16 protein-coding genes, 1 tRNA gene and 2 pseudogenes are annotated in these 18,800 nt (G+C 71.2%); 7 read left to right on the forward strand and 12 right to left on the reverse strand.

The annotated features are described in order from the left end of the window. Positions 1-220: 220 nt before the first annotated feature. From ACLF5H_RS11145 to ACLF5H_RS11155, 3 genes are all read left to right on the forward strand, one after another. Positions 221-1,537: a M6 family metalloprotease domain-containing protein gene (locus ACLF5H_RS11145; protein WP_421675897.1), complete on the forward strand. Its 1,317-nt coding sequence runs from the start codon at positions 221-223 to the stop codon at positions 1,535-1,537. 79 nt (positions 1,538-1,616) lie between these two features. Then, complete coding sequence (locus ACLF5H_RS11150; RefSeq protein WP_421675898.1) at positions 1,617-2,777, forward strand: alpha-hydroxy-acid oxidizing protein; 1,161 nt, start codon at positions 1,617-1,619, stop codon at positions 2,775-2,777. A 76-nt stretch (positions 2,778-2,853) separates the two neighbouring features. Then, positions 2,854-2,929: transfer RNA gene (locus ACLF5H_RS11155), tRNA-Arg, on the forward strand. Positions 2,930-4,652: 1,723 nt separating this feature from the next. Here ACLF5H_RS11155 and ACLF5H_RS11160 read toward each other — a convergent pair. The 7 genes and pseudogenes from ACLF5H_RS11160 to ACLF5H_RS11190 all read right to left on the reverse strand — a co-directional run. Next, entirely contained in the window at positions 4,653-5,762 is a 1,110-nt protein-coding gene (locus ACLF5H_RS11160; protein WP_421675899.1) for a hypothetical protein, read from the reverse strand. Further along, complete coding sequence (locus tag ACLF5H_RS11165; protein ID WP_421675900.1) at positions 5,759-6,067, reverse strand: helix-turn-helix domain-containing protein; 309 nt, start codon at positions 6,065-6,067, stop codon at positions 5,759-5,761. Before ACLF5H_RS11165 ends, ACLF5H_RS11160 begins: the two co-directional genes overlap by 4 nt. Further along, the gene (locus ACLF5H_RS11170; RefSeq protein ID WP_421675901.1) at positions 6,064-6,810 is read right to left on the reverse strand and encodes a hypothetical protein; all 747 of its coding nucleotides are present in this window, start codon (positions 6,808-6,810) and stop codon (positions 6,064-6,066) included. Before ACLF5H_RS11170 ends, ACLF5H_RS11165 begins: the two co-directional genes overlap by 4 nt. Next, positions 6,801-7,097 carry a hypothetical protein gene (locus ACLF5H_RS11175; RefSeq protein ID WP_421675902.1) on the reverse strand — a complete coding sequence of 99 codons (297 nt, stop codon included), beginning with the start codon at positions 7,095-7,097 and terminating at the stop codon, positions 6,801-6,803. Before ACLF5H_RS11175 ends, ACLF5H_RS11170 begins: the two co-directional genes overlap by 10 nt. Beyond that, entirely contained in the window at positions 7,094-7,885 is a 792-nt protein-coding gene (locus ACLF5H_RS11180; RefSeq protein WP_421675903.1) for a hypothetical protein, read from the reverse strand. Before ACLF5H_RS11180 ends, ACLF5H_RS11175 begins: the two co-directional genes overlap by 4 nt. A 114-nt stretch (positions 7,886-7,999) precedes the next feature. Beyond that, positions 8,000-8,734, reverse strand: coding sequence for a Crp/Fnr family transcriptional regulator (locus ACLF5H_RS11185; protein WP_421675904.1), 735 nt, complete (start codon positions 8,732-8,734; stop codon positions 8,000-8,002). A 323-nt stretch (positions 8,735-9,057) separates the two neighbouring features. Beyond that, positions 9,058-9,306, reverse strand: a pseudogene (locus ACLF5H_RS11190) (site-specific integrase); the annotation flags it as partial. Between the two features lie 267 nt (positions 9,307-9,573). Here ACLF5H_RS11190 and ACLF5H_RS11195 point away from each other — a divergent pair. Together ACLF5H_RS11195 and ACLF5H_RS11200 are read left to right on the forward strand one after the other, a co-directional pair. After that, a complete protein-coding gene (locus tag ACLF5H_RS11195; RefSeq protein ID WP_421675905.1) occupies positions 9,574-10,053 on the forward strand; it encodes a Pycsar system effector family protein in 480 nt (159 codons plus the stop codon). Between the two features lie 319 nt (positions 10,054-10,372). Beyond that, the gene (locus ACLF5H_RS11200) at positions 10,373-10,510 is read left to right on the forward strand and encodes a hypothetical protein (protein WP_421675906.1); all 138 of its coding nucleotides are present in this window, start codon (positions 10,373-10,375) and stop codon (positions 10,508-10,510) included. Positions 10,511-10,519: 9 nt separating this feature from the next. Here ACLF5H_RS11200 and ACLF5H_RS11205 read toward each other — a convergent pair whose 3' ends face one another. Beyond that, positions 10,520-11,089, reverse strand: a complete 570-nt coding sequence (locus tag ACLF5H_RS11205) for a GNAT family N-acetyltransferase (RefSeq protein ID WP_421675907.1) — start codon at positions 11,087-11,089, stop codon at positions 10,520-10,522. 339 nt (positions 11,090-11,428) lie between these two features. Here ACLF5H_RS11205 and ACLF5H_RS11210 point away from each other — a divergent pair, with 339 nt between their 5' ends. After that, the gene (locus ACLF5H_RS11210; RefSeq protein ID WP_421675908.1) at positions 11,429-11,791 is read left to right on the forward strand and encodes a hypothetical protein; all 363 of its coding nucleotides are present in this window, start codon (positions 11,429-11,431) and stop codon (positions 11,789-11,791) included. Positions 11,792-11,984: 193 nt separating this feature from the next. Here ACLF5H_RS11210 and ACLF5H_RS11215 read toward each other — a convergent pair whose 3' ends face one another. Further along, positions 11,985-12,641, reverse strand: coding sequence for an FxLYD domain-containing protein (locus ACLF5H_RS11215; RefSeq protein ID WP_421675909.1), 657 nt, complete (start codon positions 12,639-12,641; stop codon positions 11,985-11,987). Between the two features lie 318 nt (positions 12,642-12,959). Between ACLF5H_RS11215 and ACLF5H_RS11220 the strand changes: the two genes are divergently transcribed. Continuing rightward, entirely contained in the window at positions 12,960-15,521 is a 2,562-nt protein-coding gene (locus tag ACLF5H_RS11220; RefSeq protein WP_421675910.1) for an amino acid permease, read from the forward strand. On the opposite strand, the gene ACLF5H_RS11225 is transcribed toward ACLF5H_RS11220, so the two are convergent. The 3 genes and pseudogenes from ACLF5H_RS11225 to ACLF5H_RS11235 all read right to left on the reverse strand — a co-directional run bounded on the left by ACLF5H_RS11225 (position 15,475) and on the right by ACLF5H_RS11235 (position 18,744). Beyond that, entirely contained in the window at positions 15,475-16,689 is a 1,215-nt protein-coding gene (locus tag ACLF5H_RS11225; RefSeq protein WP_421675911.1) for an MFS transporter, read from the reverse strand. The genes ACLF5H_RS11220 and ACLF5H_RS11225 overlap by 47 nt on opposite strands. A gap of 71 nt (positions 16,690-16,760) precedes the next feature. Beyond that, positions 16,761-17,801: pseudogene (locus tag ACLF5H_RS11230) on the reverse strand (serine/threonine-protein kinase); the annotation flags it as partial. A 148-nt stretch (positions 17,802-17,949) separates the two neighbouring features. Further along, positions 17,950-18,744, reverse strand: coding sequence for a VOC family protein (locus ACLF5H_RS11235; RefSeq protein ID WP_421675912.1), 795 nt, complete (start codon positions 18,742-18,744; stop codon positions 17,950-17,952). Positions 18,745-18,800 lie beyond the last annotated feature (56 nt).

The raw sequence follows: 18,800 nt of genomic DNA on the forward strand, positions 1-18,800 counted from the left end.
GGTCCCCACTTATTTCCCGTCCGCGGAAGAAGGACCTGTGAGCTGAGCCACATGTGCCGGGGACCCGAATTCACCCTCCCGCCCCCGCACTTCCCACGTTCGGACCCGCCATTCGCACGATCGGTCTCGCCCAGCGCGCGCCCGCCGGGGCCCCGGCACAGGGTGATCGCAAGGGCGCAGCCAGGAGTCCGGCGGCTGCCGTGGAGCGAAGGGTCCGTGCATGCAGCCGCAGCCGCAGTCGCCCCGCCGCATATCCCCCGACCAGGACCCCAGCGGTATATCCGCGCGCCGCATACCCTCGCGCCGGATGGCTCTCGCCGCGGTGACCGCGCTGACCCTCGCGATCAGCACGTCCGCCGGGACCGCCCGCCTCTCGGCGCCCTCCACCGCCGGGCCGACCGGACTCGCCCGCTCCGCCGCCCTCTCCCCCTGCATGATCCGCGGGGGCCCCGAAGTCCAGATGACCGAGGGCGTGCCCACCCCGCACGGCTACGCCCGCTCCACCGGCACCGTGCACGCCCTGACCCTGATGGTCGACTTCTCCGACGCGCCCGGAGAGGGCAGCGCGATGGACCGCTTCCACGAGTTCTTCCCGCGCACCCAGGACTGGTTCCGCGCCTCCTCGTACGGCCGCCTGGACTACCGGCCCGAGACACCGGTGACCGACTGGCTGCGGATGCCGAAGCCGTTCAAGGCGTACGGCATAGAACGCGGCGCGCCCTTCGACCCCGGGTACCGGCAGCTGGTCCAGGACATCGTGGCCGCGGCCGATCCCAAGGTCGACTTCCGCTCGTACGACCTGCTGAACATATTGGTCACTCCGAACGCGGGGCCGTCCGCGCTGGACACGGTGCTGTCGGTGACCTTCGCGGGGAACGCGGACGCGCCGGTGGCCGACGGGGTGCCGGTCGCCAACGCCTCCTTCATCTACTCCCGCCAGGACGACGGCTCCGGCTCCTTCCCGCACACCGGCTACCGGGTGCTGCCGCACGAGAACGGCCACACCTTCGGCCTGCCCGACCTGTACACCCAGGACGGCGGGGGCACGGTCGGGCACTGGGACATCATGAGCGAGGACTGGGGCGCCAACAACGACATGCTCGCCTGGGACAAGTGGAAACTGGGCTGGCTGGACGGCTCCCAGGTGGGCTGCGCGGCGAAAGGCGGCAGCGTCGAGTACTCCCTGACCCCGCTGTACAGGTCGGGCGGCGGCAAACTGGTGATCATCCCGGTGAACGGCCATACGGCGTACGCCCTGGAGGTCCGCGCGCAGGGCGGCAACGACGAGGCGATCTGCTGCCCCGGCGTCCTCATCTACAAGGTGGACGCCACCGTCGACACCGGCCGGGGCCCCATCACCGTCTACGACGCCCACCGCGACAGCGGCGGCTGCACCCGCAGCCCCAATGTCCAGGCCGAACTCTCCGACGCCCCCTTCACCCCGGGCCAGACCTTCAAGGACCCGCGGCACGGGATCGTGGTGCGAGTGGCGGGGGAGGACGACGGGACGTACCGGGTACGGGTGACGCGCACCTGACCTGACCCTGTTCCCCGGGGCCGGGCCCGCGCTGTAGGGTCCAGCGGCTCGCACGCGGCGGGCCGGAGCAGGAGGACCCATGGCGTTCGCCGACTACCAGAACGAGATCTACCTCGAAGGCCTGCGCGGGGTGACACCGCGGCTGCCGATGACCTTCGCCGAGTTGGAGCCGCCCGCGCTGGCCGCGCTGCCGCCCTCGGTACGGTCGTACGTCGCGGGCGGCGCCGGGGACGAGCACACCCAGCGCGCCAACGTCACCGCGTTCGAGGAGTGGGGTCTGGTGCCGCGCATGCTGGTGGGGGCGAAGGACCGCGATCTGTCCGTCGACCTGTTCGGGATGCGGCTGCCCTCCCCCCTGTTCATGGCCCCGGTCGGGGTGATCGGCCTGTGCGCCCAGGACGGGCACGGGGATCTGGCCACCGCCCGCGCCGCCGCCCGTACCGGTGTGCCGATGATCGCCTCCACCCTGACCGTGGACCCGATGGAGGAGGTGGCCGCGGAGTTCGGCGACACCCCGGGCTTCTTCCAGCTCTACACGCCCACCGACCGGGAGTTGGCGGAGAGCCTGGTCCACCGGGCCGAGGCGGCCGGGTTCAAGGGGATCGTGGTCACCCTGGACACCTGGATCACCGGCTGGCGCCCCCGCGATCTGGCCGCGAGCAACTTCCCCCAGCTGCGCGGCCATTGCCTGGCCAACTACACCAGCGACCCGGTCTTCCGCTCCCGCCTCGCCACGTCTCCCGAGGACGACCCCTCGGCCGCCGTCCTGCACTGGGCGCTGACCTTCGGCAACCCCCTCACCTGGGACGACCTGCCCTGGCTGCGCTCGCTCACCGATCTGCCGCTGATCCTCAAGGGCATCTGCCACCCGGACGACGCCCGCCGCGCCAAGGACGCGGGCGCCGACGGCATCTACTGCTCCAACCACGGCGGCCGCCAGGCCAACGGCGGTCTGCCGGCCCTGCACTGCCTGCCCGGCGTGGTCGAGGCCGCCGGCGACCTGCCCGTCCTCTTCGACTCCGGGGTCCGCTCCGGCTCCGACGCCGTCAAGGCGCTCGCCCTGGGCGCGCGGGCCGTCGGCATCGGCCGCCCCTACGCCTACGGCCTCGCCCTGGACGGCACCGACGGCATCGTGCACGTCCTGCGCACCCTGCTCGCCGAGGCCGACCTCCTGATGGCCGTCGACGGCTACCCCACCCTGGCCGCCCTGACCCCGGACGCGCTGCGCCACCTGCGCTGAACCTCTGCCACCCGCCCCGCCCCCCGATCCCGGCATCCACCCAAGCCCCGATCCGGTACCCTGTGGGTCGAGCCCCGCCTTCGTAGCTCAGGGGATAGAGCACCGCTCTCCTAAAGCGGGTGTCGCAGGTTCGAATCCTGCCGGGGGCACCAGGCAAAGGGCCCCGGACCGATCATGGGTCCGGGGCCCTTTGGTGTCTGCTTCTGGCATCAACGGGAACGGTCAGCCACGCACTGCCATGCTAAAAGCGACGTTCCGCCCAGGCCTCTGGCGCGAGTGCTGGATGCACAACATGGACGACCCGCAACCGCCGGAACTCATGGGCTCCTACGACACGTACTCCGAAGCCAAGGCGCACAGCTGGGTGCCCACGGCCCTGCGCACCATCTCGCCAACGCTCGACACGGACGACACCGTGCAAGCCTGGACCCAACTCCACGACCATCGCGCCGACACTCGTCGAGCTCTACTGCGTCGCGAGCTCCGTGCCGTGTCCATCGCCCACGTTCGCACGCGCATCGCAGGTCACGCCCGCGAACGCATACGACTTCATCCCCCACACACCCCGCCAGGACGAGTGAGTTACAACTTTCTCTACTGGTTCAAGGCGGCTCGCTCCAGTCTCCACCCTGCTCCAGCCCGGCCGGCGCCCGTACCGCGCTCATGGAAAGAAGCCGCTTAAGGTGAGAGAAGAGGTACGTCGTGGCTTTGGGCGGTCGGCTCCACGGCTTTAGGCGGCCACTTTGGCGCGAGCCTCGAAGGTCATGGCCTCAACGTCGCGCTTTAGCAGGCAGGTCCACAGACCCGCCCGACGCGGGAGCTTACGGGGCCGTGATCGCTCGCGCCAAAGCAGCTCCAGTTGCTACCACCTCATCGACAGCACAGACCTGGTTGCCCCCGATTGGGGCACTGGCAGGCATACCTGCACTCCCTGGTCGAGTCAGACGGTGTGCCGAGCAAGATTGTCCTTAATCAACGAGCCCTTCGGATTCCTGCATTCCATGACAGAACAAAAGATCTTCGACGCGCGCGCTCTTGGAACTCGCTGACCGAGGCTTCCAGATGATCGTCACCTCGACGCAAATCAGCTGGACCGCTCTCTCCGTGGTTCGCGTCATCAAGATCGACCGAACCGCCCCTCGCACCGTGGCCTTCGATCCAACAAATCTCCCCAAAGGCCCAACGCTGTCGATCTAGATCGTTCGCAAAAGTGGTTCCCAGGACAAACCTTGGTGCCGCTCGTCCCCAAACGAAGGACCCGACCGCGCTGAGCGGTCGGGTCCTTCCTCGATCGAGAGTTGCAGTTGCCGTGATCAGGCGTCGGACGCCGCGTCGTGCTGTCGGCCGTCGCGGGTGCCCGCCACCTTGGGGAGGGCCTTCCACTGGTGGTGGTCGGTGTTCAGGTTGTTCCCCTCGCCCGTGGGCGAGGGGAAGACGTATCCCTTCTTCCCCTACAGGTCTGCAGCTGCCTGCCGCTCCCGTTCCTGCTCCGACCGGTGCCGCGTGGGAAGCGCAAACAGCGGCTGGGAACGCCGATGGCCTAGCCGCCCGCACGGGACTTGGTGTCCTTTGTCTATGGCCGCGTGTTTATCTCCCGTGGGCAGTAGCCGGGCTTGCGTCCGCAGCGGTCCCCCTAGCCGTGCTGGTGGCAGCGCCGGAGTCGCCTACAGCGGACTACCAGGGTGCCGAGGTCGAAGTCGATGCCGGTCCACTTCAGCTGAGCACCTCGCCCTGCGCCGCCTTGTTCAGCCGGATGGCGGCGGCGCAGGTGGGGCGAGGGCTTCTAGGGGCGAGTCGATCGCGCGGCTCACCCGGCCGACGGTTGGGCGGCGCGGGTGACCTCGGCAGCCGTCGCCGAGGCCACCGGCCGCGCGGTCAGATGAGCTCGCGGGCCCGGCGCTCCCAGTCGGCGATCCGGGTCATCGCGGCACTCACCTGCTTAACCGCGGCCGAGATGTCCCGGCCGGGCACCCGCAGCTCCCGGCTCATCTTCGCCACCCATCGCATGCAGACCTCGACCTCACCGAGCACGCTGACCACCTCGTGGGTGGACTCGGCAATGCCGACCATCTGCTCCAGAAACCCGGTCGGCGGCCCGGTGCGCTGCTCGGGCGGCATCGCCGCGATGACGTCGAACGCTGTTTGGGCTGCCGCGTCCATCTCCACCATCTGCCCGGCGAAACGGGTGCACGCCTCCCGGAGACCGGAAGCCGGCTCAGCCATCGCCTTCCCCAACTCGGTCATGGCCGGCAGCCACGCGCCCATCGGCGCCCCTGGCTGGGAGGCCCGATCCATCACGGGACCGATCTGCACCACGGCATCGGTAATCACCGTCATGAACCCGGCGATCGCCTCCGTGGTCTCGGTCACCGCCTCCATCTGCTCCTCCACTCGGGCGAACTGGTCGATCAGCCCGGGCGCCTCTGGATCGTCCGGCTCCGCCTCGACCACAGTCGGCAGCGCCGCTGGCAGCCCGAACAGGATCCGGGCCGGGGTGAGGGGCTCGAACCCGTTGTGCAGAGCACCCTCCAGCGCACTCTCCAGGTCCCGCCGCGCCCTGACCAGCCCGCTCCGGCTGCGCTTGAACATGATCGTCCGGATCAGCGAGAGATCGAGCGGCAGCTGCCCGTTCTCGCCAATGTGGATGATGGGCTTGCCGGTCAGGTGCCGGATCCCGAGCTCATAAGCGACATTGGCATTGCCCCCGGTGAGGTCGGCGATCACGAGGTCGTCCTGCAGGATGTGCCGGCAGACCTGTTCGGTGATCTCGCCCGGGTCGGCGATCCCGTCCGCCCGGACCGGAACGATGCCCTTCTTGGCGCAGGCGGGCAGGATCACCTTCTCGTAGATCTCCAGGTTCTCCTCGAACGCCAGCAGCTCCGGACTCCCATCCGGGGCGTGCTCGTTGCCGATGGGCGCGATGACGAAGCAGGTCGTCATCGGCGCCTCGTCGGGCTCCGGACCAGCGACGGCCACGATGCTCATGCGTAGTCCTCCGTTTCGAACCGCGTTGCTTGGTGGTGCTGTTCCGCGAACTCGACGCCAGCTCGTAGATCGGCCGGGTAGACGGGGCGCTCCTCGATCCCAAGCGCCCGCAGCAGGTCAGCGGTGGGGACCCGGTACTGCCGTCCGAGGCGCAACACCGAACAGGGAAAGCCGCCCTGATGGATGAGCTTGTACGCGGTGGCGGGGCAGAGCCCGAGCGCGCGTGCGGCGGTGCGCAGATCGACGACCAACGGCAGATCGAACGCCTCGCTGAACGACAGCCAGGTGCCGGAGCGTGGGATCATCGCCGCCCTCCGACCGGACGCAGCGACAGGGCGCCGATCCGGCTGCCCTCGCTCGGGCGCCGCGCCCGGTGCACGATCTGCCCGAGGCCCAAGTGCCCTGCCAGTTCACCCAGTCGAAAGCTCTCCAGCCGCTCGGATGAGACGCTGAACCGCACTGTCGCCGACAGGCCGTCAGGCCGGGCAGGCGGCGACACCCGCAGCTCCCAGCCATCCCGCCAGTCGCCGACCGGCGACTCCACGGGTGCCTCCACGGCCAGGTGGGCGGCTGCCAGCGCTGCGATGTCCGCCACCGGTCGCTCCCGGATGCAGGCCTGGGCGAACGCCCACACTCGATTGCCGGCGGGGTTCAGCAGTGCGAGGCCAACCTCCTGGGCTTGCAGATCCACGTCCGCGAGCACTGCCAACAGGGCGAACAGTGACTCGGATTCGAGCTCCCGCCGGTCGATCGGCCACCGGATTGCGACCCGGTAGAGGGTGCCCCGCATCGCGGGCAGGGCCAGCCAAAGCACCAGCAGCCGGTCAGCTCCGGCCGCGTCGGTGTCGCGCTGCGCGGCGCCGATGGCCTCGCGCCAGATCTCCTCGCGGAGCTGCGGGTCCGCCGACCTGCCGTACAGCGCCCGCCGGGCCGCCAGGGCGGAGATCTGGGCCGGACCGTCGGCCGTGGTGACCGGGAAGGGCAGGTCGGCGGTCCGGAACAAGTGCTCCAGCACGTCGAACACCCGGTTGTAGGGGATCAGTCCCATGGCGAAACTCCCGAATCGTCGGTGTCGTCACGCAGGTCGTCCACGATGCGTGAGCAGGCCCGGACGACCCGGTGCAACTCCTCGCGCAGCGTCTCGTAAGGGACCGGCGAGAAGCCGGCCGTGCTCCGCCGCGCGCTCGCGGCGGGATGGTGGCCGCAGGCAGCGGCGTAGTAGTGCACATCGCCGGTCCGGCCCTGGACAGAGAGGCCCCGGGTGGCCTGCTGACGGTTGTGGCCCGCCGCGTTCTCGCACGATGTGCAATCTCCGGCGGACGGGTCGTCGCTCACCGGCCTGCCCCGCCAGGCACCGCCCCGTGGACGATGGATCCATGGATCACGCCCTGGATGGCGGTGCCGTGAACGTCGTGCTGCACGAAGCTCGACTGCCCCCGCTCCTCCACTCGTGCCGGGGCTCGCGGCCCGTCATCGGGCGCACCCGGCCGGAGGCCCCGCGCGCCCTGGGGGTCCACTCCAGGCAACCGGAGCCAGCCATACCCGGCGAACTCCTTCTGTCGCACGTGGATGCGGCGGTACTGCTCCGGGGCGAGTCCGTGGAACCCCGAGCGCACCACGTCCTGGTAGAGCCGGTCGGAGACCACCACGGCCAGGCTCGCCGACCCAGCGGTCGCCAGAGCCTCCTTCACCTCGGGTGCGTTCAGGTAGCGGGCCACCGCGATCGGGGCGGGGCCGGAGAAGCCCAGGGCTGCCGTGGTAGCCACGCCGGTGTCGATAGCCAGACGAAGCCGCATCCGCTCGGCAGGCTGGCGGGTGGCGTTGTAGCCACCGAGCTCGGCCGCCAGGTGCGTGACGTATGCACCCAACACCAGCTGCTCGGGGGTGCCGGGAGGGAGAACCGCGAACTCCAGGTCGCCCTGCGGCTGGGTGGACCACCTGCCGTGGTCCAGTCCGCTGCGGTCGGCCGCCATCCGCAGTACCCGGGCGAGTTGGGCCTGCGCGGTCCGCTGGTCCGGAGTGTCGAAGCGGCTGTACTGCTCGATGTCCGCCGCCAGGCAGAGGCGGCTGGTGACGTCCGGCCGGTGCTTGCCCCAGGGACGGACGGTCGGGTGCGACGTCATGTGAACCATCACCTGCTCAATGAGAGTGGACAGTTGTTTGCGTTGCACGCCCACTGTGCGGCCGGTGGGCCGGTACCTCCGAGCAGACCGCAAAAATGCGGTCCCAATGCCCCGTCAACGACCGGTCATCGACAGGAGTCCGATCGCCCGGAGGCGGTCCAGCTTGATCACCCCCATCTCGCCACCACCGGTGCGGACGATCCCCTGGTCGCGAAAAGACGCCAGCGCCTTCTGTACCGCCCTCAGCTTCGCTCCGATGAGCGCGGCGAGTTCGATCTGCGTGAGGTAGAGACAGATCACGGTGTCCGAGCCGACACGTCGGCCGTAGTTCTCGGCAAGTTCAGCGAGCGCACGGGCCAACCGCACTCGAACGGGGAACTCACCGAACGCGATGCGCCAGGAATTCGCTGTGCGCAGGCGGCGGTTGCTGAGCCGCACGATCTGAATGGCGGCCTCGGGACACTTCTCGAGAAAGCTCCGCATCGCTCGGCCTTGGACGACGTGCGCGGCGACGTCGTCGCACGCCGTCACCGTGGCCGACCTGGGCATGTCGTCGAGCACGGCCATCTCCCCGACCACGTCTCCGCCGACCCGGATGGCGATCAGGGTTTCATGCCCGTTGCCGAGCGTGCCAGTGACCTTCACACAGCCAGCCCTGAGGAGCACCAGATGATCGCCCGCCTCCCCTTCCACCAGGATCTTCTTCCCGGGCGAATACTGCGTTGGGGAACCGATACTCAGCAGTTCCTCCCGGACCGGCCGTGACAGGGTCCAGAGGAAGCGGACAGGACGCCGCTCGCCGATGCCATCCGTGCAACTCCGTGCTGCGCCATGGGTCGCGCGTTCCATGCCCCACCTCGTGGTCGAACCCAAGAGCCGTCCCGTTCAGGGAATCAGAGCCGGATCCGAGCAGGTAGAGCGTGTGCACGGACAGTTACTGCATCAGCGGCTCACGTGATCTCCGAAGCCTCCTCGGTATGAGCGATGCGTGAGCTGGCGGTCCGGCACAGGGTGTTATGAGCGAGACCGGTTCACAAAGCCGAGTGCCGCTGATCAGGTAGAACAGCACCGCGCGACATCGTCGAAAAGCCCTGGCAGGGATTCGTCTCACTCCTAAAGCGGATGTCGCACGTTCGAATCCTGCCGAGGGCACCGGTTCAGAGGGGCCTCACCTACCAATTTTGGTAGGTGAGGCCCCTCTGACATCTACAGCTGGCATCAAGGCGGCCCATGTGGCTCATGGCTTGGCTCTGGGTGTCCTGGGCGACGTGCATGTACACGTCCATGGTGATGCCGATCTGGGAGAGCCCGAGGTTCTCCATCACGACGCGGGGCGCGACTGCCGGCGCCGTGGGGGGGGGAGTGGCAGTGCCGTGGCGGGCATCGTGCCACTGGATGATGCGGAGGCTGGCGGGCTCGGCGGCGAACTTCAGCGGCCGGTCCAGAGTTCCCGTCGCGGTCTCGGCTCGCCGAGCAGGATGCAGCACGCCGAGCTCGGCAGGGCCTGGTATTGAAAACCCCGGGACCACGAAAGGGCCCGTGCTGTCCGTACGGACCGTCCCTCCGGTGGCGCGGTACGCGCTGATGCCGGACGAGACCCGGTGGGTAGGCCGTCCCTTGGGCGGGCAAGCTGCACCCACGCCCGGGAATCCGGCGCTCGTACGGGCCGACGCAGAGGAGCAGACACCATGTCGACCACCACTTCGACCCCGGACCCGTTACAGGTCGGCGAGGCCGGCCCGCATGTCGACACCGCGATTGCGCTCCTGCGCGGGGAGGTGGGCCGCAGCGACGGCAAGGCGGCGCTGCTGTTGGCGTTGACCGGTGCGGCGCTCGCCGCGCTTGTCTCCCTGGGCGCCAGCGGGCACATTCCGTCCCCCGCCCTGGCGGTAGGCGCGGTCGGCGCGGTCGCGCTGCTGGCCGCCACCGTGGTCCTGCTGCTTGCCGTACGCCCTCAGCTGCGCGATACAGGGTGGCCGCAGTGGTCGTCTCTCACCGACGAAGAGCTGCTACGAGAGTTGGCTGCCGGTCAGCAACTGACGTTGGTGAAGGTGCTCGCGGCCTCGGCCCGGACCAAATACGTCCGGATTCGCCTCGCCGTCGACCTCGTGCTGTCCGGGCTGGGATTCCTGACCGTGGCAGCCGTGATCATCGCCGTCACCGCTTGATCGCCGGGCGCGGCTGTCCGGTTGTCGCTTCGCCACCAAACCGCGGACACCAGTGGTCAGACACCGTTCGAGCAGATCAGCGCTGCGGTCGCCCGCGTCTGCTGGTCGCCATGGGCTCCGGCGGTAGCGACGAGGCAGCCGTCCATCTCGGAGGCCCCGGGGCCAGCGGAGGACTTCTTCGAGACCGCCTGATCAGGCAAGACGTGGGCCTTGCCTATCTCCTGCCCCCCGCGGCCTTCGGTCCCACCCGCGCAGGCGGGAGCAACTGCTCCACCAGAGATGACCGGTGAAGCGGCCCGCGAAGTCGGTGGTGGGGATCATGCTCGCCGAACTGCGGCGCGGGACTGAGTACTTGGTTCTGGAGCGACAGGAGAAGGTTCTGCGAGCGCTTCTCGGCTGGATGCTCGACAGGTCCGGTTGGCGAGAGGAGTTCATGTGGAGCAGCGTCGGCGGCTGATCGGACGGGTCAGGTGGCGGGTGGCTCCGGGTGGGTGGGTGCGGCGACGATCCCGTAGGGGCGGGAGCCGAGGGTGAACTCGCCCAGGGGGACCATGCCGAAGCCGTTCACGTGGACTCGCCAGGAGGTCTGGTTGGAGAGTTCGATGAAGGCGATCAGCAGGTCGGCTCGGGCCGCGGCTGACTGGAGGGCTGCGGTGAACAGGCCTCGGGCCACTCCCCTGCCCCGGTAGGCGGCGGCGACCACCACGGGGCCGTAGAGGAGGAAGGGGATGGAGCGGAGGGGCCGGCCCTGCCATCGCAGGGTGTCCTGGGCGGCCAGTAGTGCCTGGACCGGTGGGGGTGGGCTGGTGACGTTGTCCGGGGAGGCCAGGCCCAGGAGGCCGGCCAGGTGGCCGTCGTCGTCCGCGACGAGCAGGGTTCCTTGCCCGGCCATCGAGCGCAGTGACTCCGTGTCGAAGCCGCCCTGTACGAAGCCCCGTTCCGCGCGTTCCCGTTCCGTGAGCGCGTCGTAGTGGTTGGCCGCGAAGAGTTCTGCCATGGCCGGGGCGTCGGCGGCGACGGCATGTCGGTAGTCCATGGTGCTGATCCTGCCCTCCGGGTGGCGGGTCCTCCAGAGGTCCTGGGCTCACGGCGGGGGGTGACGGGCCCTGACCGCAACCGTTCGCGCGAGCGGGGAGTCGTATCCGCCATGGCCGAACCACGCGCGACGCGCACGGAGAGATGGGCGCCCGCTGTCCGCACGGCGGTGGGTGTCGGGGGGATCTGCCTTGCCGCTGTGGCGAGTTGGAGCAGCATGCTGCTGGTGGTGCGGGGGCGGGTGGTTCCCGGGTGGGGGGTCAGCGCGGTGCTGGTCGCCCTGGCGGTTGTTCTCCGGTGGGGGCTCTCCCGGGCGGGGGGCGCCTCGCGGAGCAGGTGGGTGCGGGTCGGGAGTCGGGTGCTGGTCGGCGTGGCCGTGTGCGGCACGGTCTGGGGTGCGGTGGACGACCTCGTCTCGGACGCGAGGTACCACGTGCTGCGGCCCGTGGGACCGGGGGGTTGTACGGCGGTGGTGCGGGAGACGTCCTTTCTCGTGATCGGGAACGGGGAGGCGTACGCGGTGGGGCGTACGGGGCTGGCGCTGGGTGAGGCGGGGTCCTGGACGGTCGACGACGGGTACCGGCCCGTCGCCGGGGGGACGTACACGTTGGACTGGGGGCCGGACGGGGGGTTTCTGCAGGTCAGAGGTACGAGCACCGATCCGGTCGTGCACGGGGGGACGGCGGACATCGACTGCGGGTGACAGCGGCGAGGTATCTGGCAGCCGGCCCGGACGCGGACCTGGGCGGCGGCGGGGCCCGGGGCGCTGAAGAGCACTTCCGAGGGCCGGCCCCGGAAGTAGAGGGCGGCGCCGGTCTCGTGGCCGCCGGGGGCCGGGGCGAGGGTGGCCACCCCTCCGGGAACGGGCGGACGAAGTTCGCCTGCGCCGGGTTCGCTCAGTACCGCTCCGCCTTCGCCACCTCCGGCTTCAGGATCGGCTGTGGCGGCTGGTGGCTGATGGCGTAGGGGTGGACCGTCTGGCCGGGGCGGACGTCCTGCGCGCCGACGTAGCGGGTCTCGACGACCTTGCCGTTCGGGTCGCGGAAGTCGACCTGGACGGCGAAGTTCGCCGTCTTGTCCGTGGAGTTGTGGATGTTGACGTGGGCGGCCTGGAGGTCGTTCACCTGGGCGCGGGGGATGCCGCTCAGCGAGACGTCGGAGGCGGCGTTGCCCCGGCCCTGGACGTTCGCCAGCCGCTTGTGGGCCTCCTGGTTCGCCCGTTCGGCCGCCGCCGAGACCGAGGCCTCGAACTCGTCGGCCCGCGCGGAGGCGGAGGAGGCCGCGGCGGAGGCGGACGCGCGGGCCGAGGCGACGGCGGAGGAGGCGGCCGAGGAGAGGGGGGACGGCGGGGTGCCCGTGAAGGACTCCGTGGCGGGGGGTGTGGGGCGGGGGCTGACGGTCGTACCGCCGCCGTTGCTGTTGCCGCCGCCGCAGGCCGTGAGGGTCAGGGTGCCCGCGGTGGCCAGCACCGCGACGGCCACGCTCGCGCTCCGGACCCGCCGGACCCGCCGGACCCGCAGCAGTCGTCCGCCCCTCGACACGCCGCTACCCATGGCATCCGTTCCCTTCCGGCCGACCCGTCGATGTCCGGTTGATCCGTGATCGCCCGGTTACGGCCTCATGCTGCCCCACGGGGAACGCACCCGCGACCGGGGCGTGGAGGGCGGGGGACGGAAGGGATGGGGAGAAGAGGGGGAGGGGAGGAGTGGAAGAAGAGAGCGCCACCCGTCGGCCGTCCCTGTATTTGCACGCCGGCCACCCCCGCGTTGGAATCGAATGTGAGGCTTTTCGGGAGCAGGGGTGTGTCCGGGGGGCGGCCCGCTCCGGGTTCCGGGGTGGGGCGGAAGGGGCTTCGCGGGGACGCGCTGGGGATGTTCTCCTCGGTCGTCATGGCGCTGGCGTCGACCGGACCGGCGTACAGTCTGGCCGCCACGCTGGGGATCATCGTGGCGGGGGTCGGGCTCCAGGCGCCGATCGTGACCATGCTGGCGTTCGTGCCGATGCTGCTGATCGCGTACGCCTTCCGGGAGCTGAACGCGAGCGACGCGGACTGCGGGACGACCTTCACCTGGGCGACCCGGGCGTTCGGGCCGCGGACCGGGTGGATGGGCGGCTGGGGGCTGATCGTCGCCAACATCATCGTCATGGCGAACCTCGCCACCGTCGCCGGCACCTACGGGTTCCGGCTGGTGGGTCTCGACTCGCTGAGCCAGAGCCGGCCGTGGGTCGCGGTCGCCGGGGTCGTCTGGATCGGGCTGCTCACCGCGATCTGCTACGTCGGCATCACGGTCTCCGCGGCCGTACAGCGCTGGCTGCTGTGTCTGGAGGTCGCCGTCCTGCTGCTGTTCGCCGTCGCCGCGCTGGTCCGCGTCTACACCGATCCGCCCCCGACCGCGATCCATGTCTCCGCGTCCTGGTTCAACCCCTTCGAGGTGTCCTCCGTACGGGCCCTGACCTCGGGCGTCCTCGCGGGCGTCTTCATCTACTGGGGCTGGGACACCGCGGTGTCCGTCAACGAGGAGACCGTCGACAGCACCCGCGTCCCCGGGCGGGCCGCCGTGCTCTCCCCCGTGCTGCTGCTGGTCATGTACGGGCTGGTGGCCACCGCCGCGCAGTCCTTCGCGGGCGTCGGCACCACCGGTGTCGGGCTCGGCAACGCCGATCACCACGACGATGTGTTCTCGGGGCTGGGGGAAGCGGTCTTCGGCACCGGCGACACCGGGCTGTTCCTGTCCCGGCTGCTGATCCTGATGGTGCTGACCTCGGCGCTGGCCTCCGCGCAGACCACCATCCTGCCGCTGGCCAGGACCGTCTTCTCGATGGCCGTGCACAAGGCGGTGCCCGCCCGGTTCGCCCGGGTGCACCGCAGGTTCCTCACCCCGACCTGGGCCACCCTCGGCATGGGTGTGGCCTCCGTCGCGCTGCTCGTCCTGCTGTCGTCGTTCAGCCGCAACGTCCTCGCCGACTCGGTCGACTCCGTCGGCCTCGCGATCGCCTTCCAGTACGGCCTGACCGGCTTCGCCTGCCTCTGGTACCACCGCAAGGTCCTCCTGCGCGGCCCCCGCGACCTGATCTGCAAGGGCCTGATGCCGGGGCTCGGCGGGCTGCTCATGGTGCTGCTGTTCGGGTACGCCGCCTTCGTCGTCTACGCCGAACCGGGGTACGGCGCGAGCACCGTGGACCTCCCCGTGGTCGGGCGGGTCGGCGGGGTGACCGTCCTCGGGCTCGGCACCCTCGCGATCGGTTTCCTGCTGCTGCCGGTCGTCACCCGGGGGCACAGCACGGCGCTCAAGCTCCAGCGCAGCCTGCTGCCGGGCCGGCTGCCCCCGCAGACCGGGTGCGAGACGGCGAGCCGCTATCTGCCCGCCGACAACGGGTCCGGGGTGGGCGGCGACTGGTACGACGTGATCCCGCTGTCCGGCACCCGGGTGGGCCTGGTCGTCGGGGACGTGCTCGGGCACGGGCTGCCCGCCGCCGCGACCATGGGCCGGCTGCGCACCGGGCTGCGGGTCCTCGCCCGCCTCGACCTGGCCCCGGACGAGGTCCTCACCCGGCTCGACGACCTCGCCGAGCAGACCGCCCAGGAGCGCGCACCCGCCCCGAGCGGCACCGCCCCCGTCCCCGGCCATGCCCCGCCCCCCGCCGACGAGGCGATGGTGACCTGCCTGTACGCGGTGTACGACCCGGTCTCCGGATGGTGCAGCATGGCGCGCGCGGGCGGCCCGCCGCCGGTGCTGGTGGCCGGGGACACGGGCCTCGCCCGGAGCCTCGACGTGCCGCCGGGGCCGCCGCTCGGGGTCGGCGGTCCGCCGTATCAGAGCACCGAGCTGCGGCTCGCCCCGGGCAGCGTCCTCGCGCTGTTCACCGCCGGGCTGCTCCAGGCGGCCGATCGGCAGGACGCGGGGCTGCGCCGGCTCGCCGACTCCCTCACCGGCCGTCACGGGTCGCTGACCGAGCTGTGCGAGCAGACGGTGACCGCGATGCTGACCGGCGCGGTGGACGAGGACGCGACCCTGCTGCTGGCCCGCACCCGGCTGCTCGACCGGACCCGGCTCGCCCAGTGGGAACCGGCCGCCGATCCGGCCGCGGTCGCCGCCCTGCGCGGCAGCGTCAGCAAGCAGCTGGACGACTGGGGTCTTGACGAGCTGGCGTTCACCACCGAGGTCATCGTCAGCGAGCTCGTCACCAACGCCATCCGCTATGTCGGCGGTCCCATCCAGGTGCGCCTGATCCGGGACCGCACCCTGACCTGCGAGGTCTCCGACACCGGGCACACCACCCCGAATCTGCGGCACGCGGCGAGCGACGACGAGGGCGGCCGGGGGCTGTTCATCATCGCCCAGATGACCCATCGCTGGGGCACCCGCTACACCCCCACCGGCAAGGTCATCTGGACCGAGCAGACCCTTCCACCGCCGCCGGTGCCGGGGTGATCAGCGGGCCGGGGGTACGACGGCCCGCCGCGGCCAGGACCAGGGTCACGGCGGCCGAGCCCGCCGCCATCAGGGCCATCCCGGTGGCCGGGGTGGTCAGTTGGGCCACCGCGCCCGCGGCCGCCGCGCTCACGCCCTGCATGGTCAGCATGCCGGAGGAGTGCAACCCGAGGGCCTGGCCCGCCAGTTCGCCGGGGGTGAGGTCCATCAGCCGCTCCTGCTGCACGAGGCTCGCGCCGAAGCCGACGGAGGCGAGGGTGACACAGAGCGCGGCGAGCGGCAGCGGCGGGTGTGCGGCGAAGGCCAGGTAGGGCACGGCGAGCAGGAGCAGCAGCGGTGTCGCCAGCCGATGGCGCACCCCGGGCGGCAGCAGCCGGCCCACCGTGACGTCCCCGGCGAACATCCCGAGCGCCCCGCAGGCGAACAGGGTGCCGGCCGCGTGCGGGGCGTACGACACGTACAGGGACTCGCAGCCGACGACCATGCCGTTCGGGAGCCACAGGCCCAGATAGGTGAGGCGGCGCGAACGATCCGACCACAGCTCGGAGTTGGCGCGCCAGGTGGCCGAGGCGGAGGGGCGGCCCGCGCTGCGCGGAGGGCGCGCGGACAGGCCGAGGCGCAGCGCGAGCCCGGCCGCCAGGTACAGGGCCGCCGACAGCAGCAGGCAGACGCGGGGCGACAGCGCGGCCAGCAGGGCGCCGCCGGTGGCGAACCCGGCGATCTGCATCAGCCCGCTCATCATGTGGAACACCGAACGCCCGGGCAGATAGCCGCCCTTGGGGAGGACCTCGTTCAGCAGGCCCCAGCGGACCCCGCCGCCGAGCGAGGCCACCAGGCCCATCGCGAGCAGCACGGCGAAGACCGCGCCGACCGGCAGTCCGGGCAGCGCCTGGAGCGCGGTGCCGGCCGCGAAGACGAGCGCGATCGCGGTCAGGGCCGTACGGGGCGGCAGCCGGTCCGCGCCGGACAACAGGACGGTGGCGCCCAGGACTTGGGCAAGGGAGGGGCCGAACATGCTCACCGCCGACAGCAGCGGGGAGCCGGTGGCCCGGTAGACGAGGGTGGCGAGGGCGAGGCCGCCGACGGTACCGGCCGCCGTCTGGGCGGCCGAGCCGAGGAAGAGCGGGGTGAACTCGGGGGTGCGGAACAGGGATCTGTAGCTGGTCACACCGGGAGTCTCGGCCGGGGCGCGCCGGGGCGTTACTGTTTCGCGGCAGCGCGAAAGGTCGTACCGCGCACGGCGATCCGGGGGTGGCGAACGGTGGGCTGGTGGGAGGTGAACGCGGACACGCTCGCGCGCAGCCGGGGACCCGCGGTGGGGCGCGGTCCCGGTCCGGTGGGACGCGGGCCGTGGCCGCTCGTCGCCGGGGCGGGCTTGGGGGCCGGGCGGCCGCCGCGGCGGGACTCGATCAGGGCCACCGCGTGATCGGGCAGCCAGGCGGAGGCGGTGCCGCTGTCGTCCGAGCCGGAGCCGAAGAGATGCGGTGCGAGCTGGGCCTGGAGATCGGCGGGCGACGGACGGCCGGGGGCCTCCATCTGCATGCAGACCTCGATGAGCGGGCGCAGCTCGTCCGGCAGACCGGTGAGGTCGGGGCCCTCGCGCAGCAGCATGAACACGGTCTCGACCGGGTTGGCGCCGTGGAAGGGCGGGTGCCCGGTGGCCGCGAAGACCAGCATGGAGCCGAGCGAGAAGACATCGCTGGCGCCGGTGACGCTGCGGGAGTCCTTGGCCTGCTCGGGGGACATGTAGGCGGGGGTGCCGACGGCGACGTTCGTCATCGTCAGACGGGTGTTCGAGACGCCGGACGCGATGCCGAAGTCGATCACCCGGGGGCCGTCCTCGACCACGAGCACGTTGGACGGCTTGAGGTCGCGGTGGACCAGGCCGGCGCCGTGGATGGACTGGAGGGCCTCGGCGACGCCCGCGGCGAGCCAGCGCACGGCCTGCGCGGGCAGCGGCCCGCACTCGTTCACTATCTCCTCGAGGGAGGGCGCGGGCACATAGGCGGTGGCCAGCCACGGCACGGCGGCACGCGGGTCGGCGTCGACCACGGCGGCCGTGTAGAAGCCCGAGACCGCGCGGGCCGCCTCCACCTCGCGGGTGAAGCGGACGCGGAAGAGCTGGTCCTCGGCCAGTTCCGTGCGCACCGTCTTGATCGCGACACGTCGGCCGGACGCCGAGCGCGCGAGATAGACCAGCCCCATGCCGCCGGCACCCAGCCGGCCCAGCACCTCGAACGGCCCGATCCGCCGCGGATCGTGCTGCGTCAGCTGATCCACTTGCCTGCCACCTCCCCGTACCGGCCGCGCCGGCCCTTTTTACGCGACCAAAGTGCAGCGTCTCACCACCGCACCGCCATGACGGCACGGACCCCGATTCTTCCTGGCCGGGCGGCCGGTTGCGAACCCGGGGACAAATCGGGATGTCCTACCGCTCCAGCAGGGCGAACGACGCCCCTTGATTGTCGGTGACGACGGCCACCCGTCCGTACGACGCCTCGAACGGGGGCACCTGCACCCGGCCGCCGAGCCGCCGGACGGTGCCGAGCGCCTCGTCGAGGCCGGTGACGCGGAAGTGGGCGAGGAGGTGCGGGGGCATCTCGGCGGGGAAGACGTCGGTGACCTCGGCACGGCCGAAGTCGGGGTCGGCGCCGGGGGCGAACAGGGCGTGGTGGAACAGACCGCCGTAGAAGGTGTTCGCGGCGGTGGTGTCGCGGGTGTACAGCTCGGCCCAGACGAAGGTGCCGGGCGCGTGCCGCAGCCCGAATCCGGGGTGCCGACGCCCCTGCCACAGCCCGAAGACCGCGCCCTCGGGGTCGGCGACGAGGGCGGCCCGGCCGAGTTCGGCGACCGGGTACGGGGCCACGACCAGCTGTCCGCCGGCCGCGGTGATCCGCCGGGCGAGCGTCTGGATGTCCGGCGTGGCGAAGTACACCGTCCAGACGGTGGGCATCCGCCCGTCCGCCTTCCGCCCCAGCTGCGCCACCGGCCGCCCGTCCAGCCTGGCCCACACGGACCCGGCCTCCCCCTCCTGGAAGGTCCAGCCGAAGAGCTCCCCGTAGAACCGCTTGCCGCCCTCGACGTCGGACAGCTGCGCGTCGAGCCAGCAGGGGGTGCCTTCCGGGTAGGGGCCCGGGTCCTCGGCGGGGGCCGGGGGCGGGGCCGCGGCCGGTTTGCCACCCTCGTGTGGCCCTTCGTTCGTGGATGCCCTGTTTTCGGCCATGCCGCCAAAGTAACCGGGTGTCGCGCAGCCCGCAGACCAGGCACACCAGGCTCGGC

Source organism: Streptomyces sp. LaBMicrA B280, from assembly GCF_049222185.1.
GTDB lineage: Bacteria > Actinomycetota > Actinomycetes > Streptomycetales > Streptomycetaceae > Streptomyces > Streptomyces murinus.

Coding starts and splice junctions, on each gene's coding strand:
- ACLF5H_RS11145 (WP_421675897.1), top strand. CDS start 221: ATGCAGCCGCAGCCGCAGTCGCCCCGCCGCATATCCCCCGACCAGGAC.
- ACLF5H_RS11150 (WP_421675898.1), top strand. CDS start 1,617: ATGGCGTTCGCCGACTACCAGAACGAGATCTACCTCGAAGGCCTGCGC.
- ACLF5H_RS11160 (WP_421675899.1), bottom strand. CDS start 5,762: ATGAGCATCGTGGCCGTCGCTGGTCCGGAGCCCGACGAGGCGCCGATG.
- ACLF5H_RS11165 (WP_421675900.1), bottom strand. CDS start 6,067: ATGATCCCACGCTCCGGCACCTGGCTGTCGTTCAGCGAGGCGTTCGAT.
- ACLF5H_RS11170 (WP_421675901.1), bottom strand. CDS start 6,810: ATGGGACTGATCCCCTACAACCGGGTGTTCGACGTGCTGGAGCACTTG.
- ACLF5H_RS11180 (WP_421675903.1), bottom strand. CDS start 7,885: ATGACGTCGCACCCGACCGTCCGTCCCTGGGGCAAGCACCGGCCGGAC.
- ACLF5H_RS11185 (WP_421675904.1), bottom strand. CDS start 8,734: ATGGAACGCGCGACCCATGGCGCAGCACGGAGTTGCACGGATGGCATC.
- ACLF5H_RS11195 (WP_421675905.1), top strand. CDS start 9,574: ATGTCGACCACCACTTCGACCCCGGACCCGTTACAGGTCGGCGAGGCC.
- ACLF5H_RS11200 (WP_421675906.1), top strand. CDS start 10,373: ATGCTCGCCGAACTGCGGCGCGGGACTGAGTACTTGGTTCTGGAGCGA.
- ACLF5H_RS11205 (WP_421675907.1), bottom strand. CDS start 11,089: ATGGACTACCGACATGCCGTCGCCGCCGACGCCCCGGCCATGGCAGAA.
- ACLF5H_RS11215 (WP_421675909.1), bottom strand. CDS start 12,641: ATGGGTAGCGGCGTGTCGAGGGGCGGACGACTGCTGCGGGTCCGGCGG.
- ACLF5H_RS11220 (WP_421675910.1), top strand. CDS start 12,960: ATGTTCTCCTCGGTCGTCATGGCGCTGGCGTCGACCGGACCGGCGTAC.
- ACLF5H_RS11235 (WP_421675912.1), bottom strand. CDS start 18,744: ATGGCCGAAAACAGGGCATCCACGAACGAAGGGCCACACGAGGGTGGC.